Source organism: Dactylosporangium sp. NPDC048998, assembly GCF_043197855.1.
Taxonomy (GTDB): domain Bacteria; phylum Actinomycetota; class Actinomycetes; order Mycobacteriales; family Micromonosporaceae; genus Dactylosporangium.
Genome location: NZ_JBICTV010000034.1, coordinates 48317 through 61283 on the forward strand (window position 1 = coordinate 48317; position 12967 = coordinate 61283).

Annotated in this window: 11 protein-coding genes and 1 tRNA gene; 4 read left to right on the top strand and 8 right to left on the bottom strand. The window is 70.3% G+C overall.

Translation table 11 applies throughout. The features are described from left to right. Window position 1: 1 nt before the first annotated feature. The 7 genes from ACGFI8_RS40505 to ACGFI8_RS40535 form a co-directional block, all read right to left on the bottom strand. Window positions 2-913: an ABC transporter substrate-binding protein gene (locus tag ACGFI8_RS40505; RefSeq protein WP_392812851.1), complete on the bottom strand. Its 912-nt coding sequence runs from the start codon at window positions 911-913 to the stop codon at window positions 2-4. A gap of 69 nt (window positions 914-982) precedes the next feature. Beyond that, window positions 983-1693, bottom strand: a complete 711-nt coding sequence (locus ACGFI8_RS40510) for an ABC transporter ATP-binding protein (protein ID WP_392812852.1) — start codon at window positions 1691-1693, stop codon at window positions 983-985. Further along, window positions 1683-2609 carry an ABC transporter ATP-binding protein gene (locus tag ACGFI8_RS40515; protein ID WP_392812854.1) on the bottom strand — a complete coding sequence of 309 codons (927 nt, stop codon included), beginning with the start codon at window positions 2607-2609 and terminating at the stop codon, window positions 1683-1685. Before ACGFI8_RS40515 ends, ACGFI8_RS40510 begins: the two co-directional genes overlap by 11 nt. Then, window positions 2606-3715, bottom strand: coding sequence for a branched-chain amino acid ABC transporter permease (locus ACGFI8_RS40520; RefSeq protein WP_392812855.1), 1110 nt, complete (start codon window positions 3713-3715; stop codon window positions 2606-2608). The genes ACGFI8_RS40515 and ACGFI8_RS40520 overlap by 4 nt, the downstream gene beginning before the upstream one ends. Next, window positions 3712-4677: a branched-chain amino acid ABC transporter permease gene (locus ACGFI8_RS40525; protein WP_392812856.1), complete on the bottom strand. Its 966-nt coding sequence runs from the start codon at window positions 4675-4677 to the stop codon at window positions 3712-3714. The genes ACGFI8_RS40520 and ACGFI8_RS40525 overlap by 4 nt, the downstream gene beginning before the upstream one ends. Before the next feature lie 105 nt (window positions 4678-4782). Further along, window positions 4783-5955 (bottom strand): branched-chain amino acid ABC transporter substrate-binding protein, encoded by a 1173-nt coding sequence (locus ACGFI8_RS40530; protein WP_392812858.1) that lies wholly within the window; start codon window positions 5953-5955, stop codon window positions 4783-4785. Window positions 5956-6188: 233 nt separating this feature from the next. Next, the gene (locus tag ACGFI8_RS40535) at window positions 6189-6800 is read right to left on the bottom strand and encodes an ANTAR domain-containing response regulator (RefSeq protein WP_392812859.1); all 612 of its coding nucleotides are present in this window, start codon (window positions 6798-6800) and stop codon (window positions 6189-6191) included. 83 nt (window positions 6801-6883) lie between these two features. Between ACGFI8_RS40535 and ACGFI8_RS40540 the strand changes: the two genes are divergently transcribed. Next, window positions 6884-6960 (top strand) — tRNA-Leu (locus ACGFI8_RS40540). Window positions 6961-7038: 78 nt separating this feature from the next. On the opposite strand, the gene ACGFI8_RS40545 is transcribed toward ACGFI8_RS40540, so the two are convergent. Next, window positions 7039-7857, bottom strand: a complete 819-nt coding sequence (locus ACGFI8_RS40545) for a spermidine synthase (protein ID WP_392812860.1) — start codon at window positions 7855-7857, stop codon at window positions 7039-7041. 371 nt (window positions 7858-8228) lie between these two features. Between ACGFI8_RS40545 and ACGFI8_RS40550 the strand changes: the two genes are divergently transcribed. The 3 genes from ACGFI8_RS40550 to ACGFI8_RS40560 all read left to right on the top strand — a co-directional run bounded on the left by ACGFI8_RS40550 (window position 8229) and on the right by ACGFI8_RS40560 (window position 12935). Continuing rightward, a complete protein-coding gene (locus tag ACGFI8_RS40550; protein WP_392812861.1) occupies window positions 8229-10439 on the top strand; it encodes a hypothetical protein in 2211 nt (736 codons plus the stop codon). A 28-nt stretch (window positions 10440-10467) separates the two neighbouring features. Further along, window positions 10468-11058, top strand: coding sequence for a TetR/AcrR family transcriptional regulator (locus ACGFI8_RS40555; protein WP_392812863.1), 591 nt, complete (start codon window positions 10468-10470; stop codon window positions 11056-11058). 74 nt (window positions 11059-11132) lie between these two features. Beyond that, entirely contained in the window at window positions 11133-12935 is a 1803-nt protein-coding gene (locus ACGFI8_RS40560; RefSeq protein WP_392812865.1) for a bifunctional metallophosphatase/5'-nucleotidase, read from the top strand. The last annotated feature ends 32 nt before the right edge of the window (window positions 12936-12967 follow it).

The following is a 12967-nucleotide window of genomic DNA, read 5'->3' on the forward strand; positions in this document are numbered from 1 at the left end:
GTTACGGGTTGATCGCCGGGTCGGTGCTCAGCGCACCCGCGTCGACGCCCCATTTGGCCAGGATCGTCTTGTAGGTGCCGTCGGCGATGAGCGCCTTGACCGCGTCGCGGATCGCCTCGGCGAGGGCCTGCTGGTCGCTCTTCACGACGTAGCCGTACGGCGCCGAGTCGTAGATCTGGCCGACGAGGTCCAGCTGGCCGTTGGTCTGCTTCACCGCGTATGCGCAGACCGGCGAGTCGGCGAGCATCGCGTCGTCCTTGCCGCTGATGACCGCGGCGGTGGCGTCGCTCTGCGCCTGGTACGAGTCGACCTTGATCTCCGGCTTGCCGGCGTCCTTGCACGCCTTCTGCCGGACGGGCAGGTCGTCGGTCTCCTGCACGGTGCCGGTCTGCACCGCGACCTTCTTGCCGCAGGCGTCGTCCGGGTTGATGGTGGAGCCCTTCTTGGCCGCCCACTGCGTGCCGGCGGAGAAGTAGCTCACCATCAACGCCTGCTTCTTGCGGTCGTCGTTGATGGTGAACGAGGAGACGCCCACCTCGTACTTGCCGGACTGCACGCCGGGAATGACGTCGTCGAACTTGGCCGACTGGAACTCCGCCTTCAGCCCGAGCTTGCCGGCGACGGCGTTGAACAGGTCCACGTCGAAGCCGACGACGGTCTTGCCGTCGGTGTCGAGGAACTCGCTCGGGGCGTAGGTCGAGTCGGTACCGACGGTGAGCTTGCCGTCGGCCTTGATGGCCGCGGGCACCTTGTCGGCGAGCGCCGAGTCCGAGGAGACGCTGGCCGCCGCGGAGCCGCCGGCGCCGGGGGTGGTCTCGTCCTTCTTCTCGCCGCAGGCGGCCATGGAGAGCACGAGGGCGGCGGCGCCGGCGAGGCCGACGGCCGCGCGCCGCCGGGAGGGCGTCAGAAACATCCGGAGATGCCTTCTTTCCTATGTTTGTGTCGCGATGACAGTTCGTGCCGCGTCGGTGACGGTGCCGCCTCAGGCGACACCGAGGTACGCCTCGGCGACGGCGGGGTCGTGGAGCAGGTCCGCGCCGCTACCGGTCTTGACGATCCGGCCGGTCTCCAGCACGTACGCGCGGTGGGCGCGGGACAGCGCCTGCTGCGCGTTCTGCTCAACCAGCAGGATGGTGGTGCCCTGCTGGTTGATCTCGGTGATGATCGAGAAGATCTGCTGGATGAGCATCGGCGCGAGGCCCATCGACGGCTCGTCGAGCAGCAGCAGCTTCGGCCGGGTCATCAACGCCCGGCCGACGGCGACCATCTGCTGCTCGCCGCCGGAGAGCGTGCCGCCGGGCTGCTTGATGCGCTCCCGCAGCCGGGGGAACAGGTTCAGCACCCGCTCCATGTCCTCCCGGATACCGGCCACGTCGCGGCGCGTGTAGGCGCCCATCTCCAGGTTTTCGCGGACCGTCATGCCCGGGAAGAGGCCCCGGCCCTCCGGCGACTGGCCGATGCCCCGGACGACCCGCAGGTCGGAGCGCAGCCGGCTGATGTCCTCGCCGTTGAAGCGGATCGCCCCGCCGTGGATCGGCCGGAGCCCGGAGATGGCCCGCATGGTGGTGGTCTTGCCGGCGCCGTTGGCGCCGATGAGGGCGACGACCTCGCCCTCGTCGACGGTCAGGCTGATGCCGTGCAGCGCCTGGATGCGGCCGTACAGCAGGCTGACGTTGTCCAGCTCAAGCAGCATCTGCCGGCACCCCCAGGTAGGCCGCGACCACGGCCGGGTCGTCACGGACCTCGGCCGGGGTGCCCTCGGCGATCTTCTTGCCGAACTCAAGCACCACGATCCGGTCGGTGACGCCCATGACCAGGCGCATGTCGTGTTCGATGAGCAGCACGGTCACGCCCCGCGCCCGGATGGCGCGGATCAGCGCGAGCAGCTCGACCTTCTCCGCCGGGGTGAAACCGGCGGCCGGCTCGTCGAGGCAGAGCAGGGTCGGCTCGGTGGCGAGCGCACGGGCGATCTCCAGCCGCCGCTGCGCACCGTACGGCAGGTTCCGGGCGAGGTCGCCCGCCCGGCCGGCGATGCCGACGAACTCCAGCAGCGCCATGGCCTTCTCCCGGCCCTCGCGCTCCTCGCGCCAGTGCCGCGGCAGCCGGAACAGCGCGCTGAACACGCTGGCCTTGTGCCTGGAGTCGGCGCCGACCATGACGTTCTCCAGCGCGGTCATCTCCGGGAAGAGCCGCACGTTCTGGAACGTGCGCGCGATGCCCATCCGGGTGATCTCGTGCTTCTTGCGCCCGGTGACCGTCTCGCCGGCGAACCGGATCCGCCCCGAGGTGGGGCGGAAGACGCCGGTCATCGCGTTGAAGCAGGTCGTCTTGCCGGCGCCGTTCGGCCCGATCAGCCCGAAGATCTCGCCCTTGCGCAGGGTGAACGAGACGTCGTTGAGCGCGACGACACCGCCGAAGCGCAGCGTCACCTGGTCGACCTCGAGCAGCGGCTCGCCGTCGGGGACGTCGTCACCGCGCTTGCCGGAGGTGAACGGCCGCTCGTGGAACTGCAGCGGCGACGCGCCCGCGTGCTCGCCGGTCGGCACCGGCGAGTCGATCGGGGTCTCCGCCCCGGCGGCGGTGTGCTCCTCCCACTGGGTCTCGCTCATGCCTGCACCTCCTTCGCACGGTCCTTGAGCTCCGCGGCCCGCCGGCGACTCGGGATGATCCCCTGCGGCCGGAAGATCATGATCAGGATGATCAGCAGACCGAAGATCAGGAAGCGGTACTCGAAGGCGTCCGTGCCGAACACCTCGACGTTGCGCAGCCGGTCCGGGATGTAGGAGATGAGCACGCCGCCGAGGATGGCGCCCGGGATGTTGCCCGAGCCGCCCATGACCACGCCGGCCAGCACCAGGATCGAGAACAGCAGCTGGAAGGTCGAGGAGTTCACGAAGCCGGGCTGACCGGCGAACAACACGCCGCCGAAGCCGCCGATCGAGGCGCCGATGGCGAACGCCCACAGCTTGAACTTGACGGTACGCACGCCCATCACCTCGGCGGCCTCCTCGTCCTCGCGGATCGCGAGCCAGGAGCGCCCGACCCGGCTGCGCTCGAGGTTCCGCGCGCCGATCACCACCAGGATGACGAGCGTGAGGCCGAGCCAGAAGTACGGCGTGGCGTCGATGATGCCGAAGATGGGCTTGCCGTTGGAGTGGTTGCCCGGCGGGTGCGGCAGCTTGGTGAAGCCCCGGTCGCCCCGCAGGAACTCGCTGCTGTCGGCGGCAGTGCGGATGATCTCGGCGAAGCCGAGCGTGACGATGGCCAGGTAGTCGCCGCGCAGCCGCAGCGTCGGCCAGCCGAGGATCAGGCCGCTGACGACCGACAGAGCGATCGCGACCGGCACCGCCGCCAGCCACGACCACTTGGTCTGCAGCTGGCTGTCGGGCGAGGTCAGCACCGCCACGGTGAGCGCGCCGACGGCGAAGAAGCCGACGTAGCCCAGGTCGAGCAGGCCGGCGAAGCCCACGACCACGTTGAGCCCGAGGGCGAGCAGGACGTAGTACGACATGTAGAACAGGGCAGTGGGCCAGTCGATGCCGGTCGTGATGATCTGCGGGCCGATCAGGGGGATGTCCCCGACGTACGGCAACAGGTAGGCCAGCGCGGCGAAGACGGCGAGCACCGCCCACCTGGCCGGCCGGGGCAGATTCGCGTACCAGCCGCGCAACGGCAGGCGACGGGCCTGCTTGGTCACTTCGGACGTCTCGCTCATGCTCGTGCCCTCCCCAACGACTCACCGAGCAGGCCGGTCGGGCGGAACAGCAGGATCAAGACGAGGGCGACGAACGACACGACGTTCAACCACTGGGTGCCGAAGAACCCGGCCCCGTAGTTCTCGACCAGGCCCAGGAGCAGGCCGCCGAGCAGCGCGCCCCGCAGGTTCCCGATGCCGCCGAGCACCGCTGCGGTGAACGCCTTGATGCCGAGGTAGAACCCGGCGTCGAAGCGGGTGGTGCCGATCTTCACCATGTACATCACCGCGGCGACGCCGGCCATCAGCCCGCCGAGCAGGAAGACCAGCGAGATGACCCGGTTCTTGTTCACGCCCATGAGCGCGGCACTGTCGGGGCTCTGCGCGACCGCGCGGACGCCGCGGCCCAGCCGGGTGCGGTTGATGAACAGGTCGAGCACGACCATCATCACCAGCGCGGTGACGATCAGAATCAATTGCACGTTGGTGAGTGAGGTGTTGCCGATCTTGATCAGGTCGTGCGGGTGCACGAAGATCGGGCTGCTGCGCACGCTGCGGTGGCTCAGGACGCCGACCAACTCGGACAGCACGGTCGAGGCACCGATCGCGGTGATCAGGAAGACCAGCGGCGGCGCGTTCTTGCGCCGCAGGGGGCGGTAGGCGACCAGTTCGACCACCATGGCCGTGCTGCCCGATGCGATCACCGCGACCACCAGGCCCACCAGCAGGTACAGCACGATGGCGCCGACGCCGTTGACGTGGGAGTTCTGGTCCAGGCCGAACGCGCTCCAGGTCAGCACCGCGCCGAAGGTGCCGACCATGAAGACCTCGGAGTGCGCGAAGTTGATCAGACGCAGCACGCCGTAGACCAGGGTGTAGCCGAGTGCGAACAGGGCATAGATGGCGCCTTGGGCCAGCCCGGTGGTGGTCAGCTGTCCGAAGTCCCGGAACAGGCTGCTGAAATGTTCGGAGAGGTAATGCAAGGACGGCTCCCGGCTGGAAACGGTCGGTGCGGCCGGAAAAGCGATTCCGGCCGCACCGGTCGATCGACGTCGTGCGTTTCAGGAAAACGTGCTCAGCCGATCAGCTCAGCTCTTGGGCGCCTCGACGTCCGGGACGACCTCACCGTTGGTGACCTTGAAGGCCCAGACGACGATCTGCGACGGGTCCAGCTCGCCCTTGTCCGTGAACTTGTAGGTGTTCGCGATGCCCTTGTAGTTCACGGTGCTCAGGTAGGTGTTGAGCTTCTCCGCCGTGGTGTTGCCGGCGTCGATGCCCTGCAGGAACATGTTGGCCGCGTCGTAGGCCACGTCGCTGTAGGTACCAGCGTCGATGTTCCACTTCGCCTTGTAGTCGGCGACGAACGTGCCGCCCGACTTCGAGGCCGGGGCGCACGGGCAGGTCAGGATCGAGCCCTCGGCGGCGTCGTTGCCGGCGGCCTTGATGTAGCCGGGGTCGTTGACACCGTCACCGGCGACCAGGGTGCCCTTCCAGCCGGCACCGGTGAGCTGCTTGCGCAGCAGGCCGGCGTTCTGGTAGTAGCCGCCGTAGAACAGCGCGGTGGCACCGCTCGACGTGATCTTGGTGACCGTCGCCGAGAAGTCGTTCTGCTTGCCGTCCGCCTGGACCTTGTCCGTGTCGACGACCGCGCCGCCGAGCACCGTCTTGACCTGGTCGGCGAGGCCGGCGCCGTAGGCGGACTGGTCGTCGACGATGAAGACCTTCTCCGCCTTCAGGACCGACTTGATGTAGTTACCGGCGGCCGGACCCTGCGCGCTGTCGTTGGCGACGGCGCGGTGGAAGACCTTCCAGCCGTTGGTCGACAGCGACGGCCGGGTCGCCGACGGGGTGATCAGCGGGATGCCGGCCTCCTCGAAGATCGGGTCGGCGGCCTCCGACTCACCGGAGAACGGCGGGCCGATGATGCCGACGATCTTCTTGTCCTGGATCAGCTGCCGGGCGAGGCCGGGCGCGACGTCCGGGCTGCCCTGCGAGTCGAACTTCTTCAGGGTGACCTGGCAGTCCTTGTGCTTATCGTTGTACTGAATGATCGCGAGCTCGGCGCCCTGCTCGATGTTCACACCGAGGTTCGCCGCCGACCCGGTCAGCGCGCCGAAGTACGCAAGCTCAAGGCCGCACTTGTCGCCCCCGCCCGACGAGCTGTTGTTGTTGCTGTTCGTGCTGTTGCACGCAGCTGCTCCGGCGAGCAATGCCGTAGCGGCGGCGATGCCACCTACGACGCGTACCAGTCGTTGCCTCAAGGCCTCGAACCCTCCTCCGTCGAAGACCTCGCGCTCGCCCCCGCGGGTAAGCGGGATCACGCGGCGCAAGGGCCAAACCGTTCTAAGCGGCCTGCGGGCGGGACGTTATCCCACGTTCGGTCCGCGCGGTAGATTCTTCGATAGGGGGTTTACCCGACCGTTACCCAGCGCGTATGGCCCGGGCCGCGGGGATGTTCTTCGCCCCGGCGCCGGTCATTACGCAAAAATCACCGTCAGCTTTCCGCGGTGACCGAACCGTCACCGCCGCTGGTCTCAGCGATGATGCGGTCGGCGACCTCTCGCATCGTCATGCGGTGGTCCATCGCCGTGCGCTGAATCCATTTGAATGCCTGCGGCTCGTTCATGCCGTAGGTCGCCATCAACTGCCCCTTGGCCCGCTCGACGACCTTGCGGGTCTCCAGCCGCTCGGTGAGGGTGGCCACCTCGGACTCCAGGACCGACAACTCCGCGTAACGGGACACCGCGATCTCCACGGCCGGCACCAGGTCGCTCTTCTGGAACGGCTTGACCAGGTAGGCCATCGCCCCGGCGGCCCGGGCCCGCTCGACGAGGTCGCGCTGGCTGAACGCGGTGAGGATGACGACCGGCGCGATCCGCCCGCCGGCGATCTTCTCCGCCGCCGCGAGGCCATCCATGATCGGCATCTTGATGTCCAGGATGACCAGATCGGGCTGGAGCTCCTCGGCAAGGCGCACGGCAGTCTCGCCGTCGCCGGCCTCGCCGACGACGTCGTAGCCCTCCTCGACGAGCATCTCCCGCAGGTCGAGACGGATGAGCGCCTCGTCTTCCGCGATGAGCACCCGACGGCTCTGTGCCTCGGCCACTGGCCTCTCCCGATCCGATCCGACTCGACCGACGGCGATTACCGTCGCGATCAGAGTAGTGGGTACCCTGGTGCGGCGTAGTTGTCCCGGTATCCCAATCGGCAGAGGAACGGAGCTCAAACCTCCGACAGTGTGGGTTCGAATCCCACCCGGGGCACCAAAGCCGGACAGTCGGCTGTGACGCGTTTCACATATCGGGGTGGGTCTCCGTGTGAGACATCCATGTGCGACGTTGCCCTCACGGGTCGAGACGGACGGGCTCGGCCCCGTCGGCCAGCAGGTCCAGGCCGGCGCCGCTGACGACCCGCGCCGGCTGCACGTCGCGGCCGGCGACCGCGGCCAGCCGGGCCACCGGCAGCCGGCCGGCCCGCGCCGCGGCCGCGAAGACCACATTGCCGAAGCGGCGGCCGCGCAGCAGGTCCGGGCGAACGATGAGGCACACGTCGGCGAAGGCCGTGCGCAACGTGGCCGCCTGCGACCGGGAGAAGGCCAGCGGCGCCAGGTCGGCGACGTTGACCGCGTAGATCCCGTCCGGGTCGAGCAGCCGGGCCACCGAGGCCGCGAACGTGACGTCGGAGACGCTCTCGGGCATCTGCGCGGCGTCGTACACGTCGCCGATCACCAGGTCGTAGGCGGCCGGGTCGAGTTCGGCCACGGTCTCGCGGGCGTCGCCGAAGACGATCTCGATCCCGGCCTCCGGCGGCAGCGGCAGCACCCGCTGGACGAACGCGGCGAGCCGGCGGTCGCGCTCCACCACCACCTGCACGGAGCCTGGCCGGGTGGCGGCGACGTAGCGGGGCATCGTGAACGCCCCGCCGCCGAGGTGCAGCACCCGCAGCGGCCGCCCGGCCGGCGCGGCGGCGTCGACGATCGAGCCGATGCGGCGGGTGTACTCGAAGGACAGGTGCGTCGGGTCGCGCATGTCGACGTACGACTGCTGCACCTCCTCGACGAGGAGCGTCCAACCGCCCTTGCGCCTCGGGTCGCGCATCAGCCGGGCCGCGCCGAAGTCCCCGTTCTCGGCGATCCCGTCGATGATCTCCCGCCAGCTGCCCATCGGGGCACAACCTACCCCGAACGTACGGAAACCCTCAGCCGGCGGCCGGGCGGGCCGAAAGATACGAGGCGCTGACCCGCGGCCCCGTCGGCACCCCGTGGGAGGAGCCGCTGCCGCTGTTCGAGGCGGCCGCCGAGCGGGGCCGCCTCGCCGAGCTCGACGGGGTCTGCCGGGCCGGCGCCTACCGGGCCGCGATCGACGCCGGGCTACCGCCGGGGCTCACGCTGTTCGTCAACGCCGAGCCGGCCGCGCTGAGCGAGCCGTGCCCGCCCGACCTGGCCGGCATAGCGGTGCCTACAGCGAAGGCCAGAGTTTTAAGGCAGCTTTAGGCCGGTTGCAAGCGCGCGAGCGCGGGTGCCATGCTCCCAGCCATGTCCGAGGCCGGTCGGCGAGTCCGAGCCGCTCTTCCCGCGGTCGCCCTGCTGGTCCTCGCCACCGGGGCGATGCTCGGGCTGTCCACGCTGCTCGGGTTCGCGCCGCTGCCGCCGGCTTGGCGGATCGCGCTGACCCTGGTCGTCGCGCTGCTGCTGGCCTTGGCAGCCGCCGACCAGGTGCGGGCCGCGCTCACCGACTGGCAGGGCGCGGCCGCCGCCGAGTCCGGGGCGCACCGCCGCCCCCGCCGCGCCGTCCTTGCGCAACAGCACCGCCCCGACCCGGACCGCTCCGGCGAGTTCACCGGCGAGCGGACCGAGACCGGGATCTTCACCGGACGCACGCGTCCGGTGCCGAGCACCGACGACCTGTGGGGCGCCGGCGGGGAACCCAGCGGGTCCGTTGCCACCGCGCCGCCGTCCCAGACGGCCGAGGAACGGCGGCCCGAGCGGCCGCAGGTCCGGCGCCCGTCGTGGGTCCGGCTGGCCGCGACCGTCGCCGCCGCGCTGGTGCTGGCGATCCTGCTGTGGGTACCCGAGCTGCCCGTGCACGGCCCCGCCCGCGCCGTGGCCACGTTCTTCCTCGGCTACGCCGCCTATGCCCTGCCGGTCCTGCCGCTGCTGCTCGCCTGGCCGCTGCCCCGGCTGCCGCGGGAGCCCTGGCCGTGGCGGATCCTGCTGGTGCCGGTCGCCGACCGGCGGCTGTGGTCGAGCGGCGAGCTGCGCACCCTCGGCGCGGCGACGCTGTCCTTCCTGCGCGAGCGGGTGCTGACCCGGGCCACCGGCGTGGTGCTCGCCGCGCTCGGCCTGCTGCAGCTGGTGCGCGGCAACCCGGACGTGCTCGACGGCGGCACCTCCCGGGCCGGCGGCCTGGCCGGCTACCTGATCGCCGAGCCGCTGCGCCTGGCGCTGTCCAGCGGCGGGGCGATCGCGCTGCTCGGCGGGGTGCTCGCCGTGGCCGCCGCGGTCATCGCCGCCTCGGCCGGGCGGGCCTGGGGCACCGTGACCGGCTACGTCGCCCTCGCCGTCGCGGTCGCGGTGCCGCTCGGCGCGGTCGGCGCCGGGCACTGGCTGGGCTTCGAGTACTACCTGCGCATCGAGAACGGGCACGTCGTGGTCGTCGCCGGGCTCTCGCCCACGCACCGGCAGGCGGCCCACGACACCGGCCTGACCGTCGACGGGATGTCGCCGTCGCTGCGGCAGCTGTACGCCGAGGGACTCCCGGTCACCGGCTACGCCGACGGCGACCGCACCGCCAAGGCCCTCGCCTCGCCGTCGACCTCGGCCGCCGACAGCTACGCCGGCGAGCAGTTCGACCTCAAAGCCGGCGAGTGCTTCGACTGGATCGGCGGCTCCTCGCAGCTGCGGTACGTGGCGGCGTGCAACGCCGCCCACGTCGGCGAGGTCACGTTCGTCGGGCACCTGCCGTTCACGGTGGACCCGGGGGCCAAGGCGGTCGCGGGCGCGGCGCGGGCGATGTGCGAGCAGTCCTACGGCGACTACCTCGGCGTGCCGTTCGGCGAGTCGTTCCTGCCGCTGGAGGAGCCGCTGCTGCCGCCCGGCCTGGACAAGGCCTGGCAGCCGCGGCCGGTCATCGCCTGCTGGCTCGGCTCGGTCGGCCCGTGGACGCTCAAGGGCACCAAGACGGTGGCGGCGCTGCAGCAGAAGGCCGACTGGGGCCCGGCCGGCGGCTGCAAGATCGAGGTACCGGACGCGCTGCGGGTCACCGCCGAGCAGCCCAACGTGCGCTGCCTCGCGCCGGGGCCGGAGCAGCGGCTGAGCGTGCCGGGCGGCGGGTTCGCGATCGACCTGGAGTTCGCCGCGATCGGCAAGTCGGCCGGCGGGGCGCGCATCGGCGCCGGGTGCTACGACGGGACGGACCTGACCAACGGGTACAGCTTCGAGGTCACCGCCGACGGGATCATCGAGATCTACAAGCACGCCGGCGACCAGCACCCGCGGCTGGCCGCCTCCGCGAAGCCGAAGAACGCCGGACCGCCCACGACGGCGTCGACGCCGCTGCAGGTGACCTGCAAGCCGGCCGACGGCGGCGGGGTCGAGCTGACCGCCTTCTCCACCGGCAATCGCAAGGCCACCGCAGTGGACAAGGACAGCCCGTTCACGTCGCTGAGCCCCCGCCTGGTGCTGGCGAACGCGGGTACCGGCGGCGTGGTGATGACCACCATGATCTTCAACGCCACCCGGGTCTGAAAACGAGCGTTCGTTCTATAGTGGGCTGATGCCCCGCGTCTCCGAAGCCCATCTTGCCGCCCGCCGGGAGCAGATCATCGAGGCGGCCACCCGCTGCTTCGCGCGCAACGGCTTCCACCAGACCTCCATGCAGGACGTGATCCGGGAGGCGGGGCTGTCCGTCGGGGCGTTCTACCGGTACTTCTCCAGCAAGGCCGAGCTCATCAAGGCCATCGCCGAGGAGAAGGTCGGCAGCATCCTCGCCACGATCGATCACCTGCTGCTGCAGGAGCCGGTGCCGCCGCTGCTGACCGTCTTCGCGGAGGTGCTCGCCCAGGTCGACGCGCACCTGACCGAGAACGGGCCGGTGCGCATCGCGGTGCAGGCGTGGGGCGAGGCGGCCCACGACCCGGCCCTCGCCGAGGTGGTCGGCGGCATCTACGCGCGGATCCGGCGCAGCGCGGTCGCCCTGGCCGCCCGGGCCCGCGACGCGGGGCAGTTGCCGCCGGACGCCGACCCGGACGCCGTCGGCGCGGTCATCTTCGGGCTGATCCAGGGATACGTGCTGCAGCGGGTGCTGATCGGACGACTGGACCGCGCCACGTACCTGGCCGGCATCGAGGGATTCACAAGCCGTTAAGCTCGACGGATTCGCAAACCGTTATGGTTCACCGGACGCCCACGAGGCGACCTGACCATCACGGAAGGCACGACATGACCAACCTCTCCCGGCGCGGAGTCCTCGCCGCCGCGGCCGCCGCCGCGGCGGCTCCGTTTGTCGCGGGCTCATCCGCTTCGGCAAGCCCGGGCTCGGCCTCCGCCAACAGCCAGGCGCAGCCGAAGACCTGGGACCTCACCCTGCTCGGCACGTCCGACACCCACGGCAACGTCTACAACTGGGACTACTACCGCGACGCCGAGTACGACGACAACGCGCACAACGACGTCGGCCTGGCCAAGGTCGCCACGCTGGTCAACACCATCCGCGAGCAGCGCAAAGGCAAGGCGACGCTGGTGCTCGACGCCGGCGACACGATCCAGGGCACCCCGCTGGCGACGTACTACGCCAAGCAGGAGCCGATCACCGCCACGAACGAGAAGCACCCGATGGCGCGGGCGATGAACGTCATCCGCTACGACGCCGTGACCCTGGGCAACCACGAGTTCAACTACGGGCTGCCGCTGCTCGACCTGTGGATCCGCCAGCTCGGCTTCCCCGCCCTCGCGGCCAACGCCGTGAACGTCAAGACCGGGCGGCCGGCGTTCGCGCCGTACGTCATCAAGAAGGTCGACCTCGGCCAGGGCGCCCCCAACTTCCGCGTCGGCATCCTCGGCCTCACCAACCCGGGCATCGCGATCTGGGACCGCGACAACGTCAACGGGAAGCTGCGCTTCGACGACATGGTCGCGACCGCGGCGAAGTACGTGCCCGAGATGCGCCGCCGCGGTGCCGACATCGTGCTGATCTCCGCGCACGGCGGCGACAGCGGCACGTCCAGCTACGGCCCGGAGCTGCCGAACGAGAACCCGTCGGCGCTCATCGCGGCGCAGGTGCCCGGCATCGACGCGATCCTGTTCGGCCACGCGCACAACGACATCCCGCAGCGGTTCGTCACCAACACCGCCACCGGCGCGCAGGTGCTGCTCTCCGAGCCGTCGAAGTGGGGCCAGCGGGTGACCCGGATGGACTTCACGCTGACCCGCGAGCGCGGCTGCTGGCAGATCACCACCAAGGCCGCCACCACCATCAACACCAACACCGTCGCGGCCGACCCGGTCGTGCTGGCCGCGGTGCGCGAGCAGCACAACAAGACGGTCGCCTACGTCAACCAGGTCGTGGCGAACTCGACGCAGGAGCTCTCCGCGGCGGAGTCCCGCTACAAGGACACGGCAATCCTGGACTACATCAACAAGGTCCAGACCGACACGGTGGCCGCGGCGCTGGCCGGCGGGGCGTACGGCTCGCTGCCGGTGCTGTCGATCGCCGCGCCGTTCTCCCGCACCGCGCTGTTCCCGGCCGGCCAGGTGAAGATCAAGGACGTCGCCGGCCTGTACATCTACGACAACACCCTCGAGGCCGTCGTGCTCACCGGCGCGGAGGTGCGCGCCTACCTGGAGTACTCGGCGAAGTACTTCGTCACGCTCGCCCCGGGCGCGCCCGTCAACCCGGCGACGATCAGCGACCCGGCGGTGCCGGACTACAACTACGACACGCTGTCGGGCGTGGAGTACGACATCGACATCAGCCGGCCGGTCGGGCAGCGCATCACGCGCCTGGTCCACCCGGGCACCACCACGCCCATCGGCGACGCCGAGCAGTTCGTCGTCGCGGTGAACAACTACCGGCGCTCCGGCGGCGGCAACTTCCCCGGCATCGTCAAGACGCAGGTGTACAACGCCCAGCAGGAGATCCGGCAGCTGCTGATCGACTGGGCCCAGGCCAAGGGGGCCATCGACCCGGCCGACTTCTACACCCCGAACTGGAAGCTGGTCCGCGAGGGCGTACCGGTCTTCTGACCTTTTGCCGGCGGGCGCCCGGCGGGGAGATC

Bases quoted from the DNA above. Each gene is read 5' to 3' on its own strand.
- ACGFI8_RS40550 (WP_392812861.1), top strand. From the start codon at position 8,229: ATGTCCGAGGCCGGTCGGCGAGTCCGAGCCGCTCTTCCCGCGGTCGCC.
- ACGFI8_RS40510 (WP_392812852.1), bottom strand. From the start codon at position 1,693: ATGCTGCTTGAGCTGGACAACGTCAGCCTGCTGTACGGCCGCATCCAG.
- ACGFI8_RS40555 (WP_392812863.1), top strand. From the start codon at position 10,468: ATGCCCCGCGTCTCCGAAGCCCATCTTGCCGCCCGCCGGGAGCAGATC.
- ACGFI8_RS40515 (WP_392812854.1), bottom strand. From the start codon at position 2,609: ATGAGCGAGACCCAGTGGGAGGAGCACACCGCCGCCGGGGCGGAGACC.
- ACGFI8_RS40560 (WP_392812865.1), top strand. From the start codon at position 11,133: ATGACCAACCTCTCCCGGCGCGGAGTCCTCGCCGCCGCGGCCGCCGCC.
- ACGFI8_RS40520 (WP_392812855.1), bottom strand. From the start codon at position 3,715: ATGAGCGAGACGTCCGAAGTGACCAAGCAGGCCCGTCGCCTGCCGTTG.
- ACGFI8_RS40505 (WP_392812851.1), bottom strand. From the start codon at position 913: ATGTTTCTGACGCCCTCCCGGCGGCGCGCGGCCGTCGGCCTCGCCGGC.
- ACGFI8_RS40545 (WP_392812860.1), bottom strand. From the start codon at position 7,857: ATGGGCAGCTGGCGGGAGATCATCGACGGGATCGCCGAGAACGGGGAC.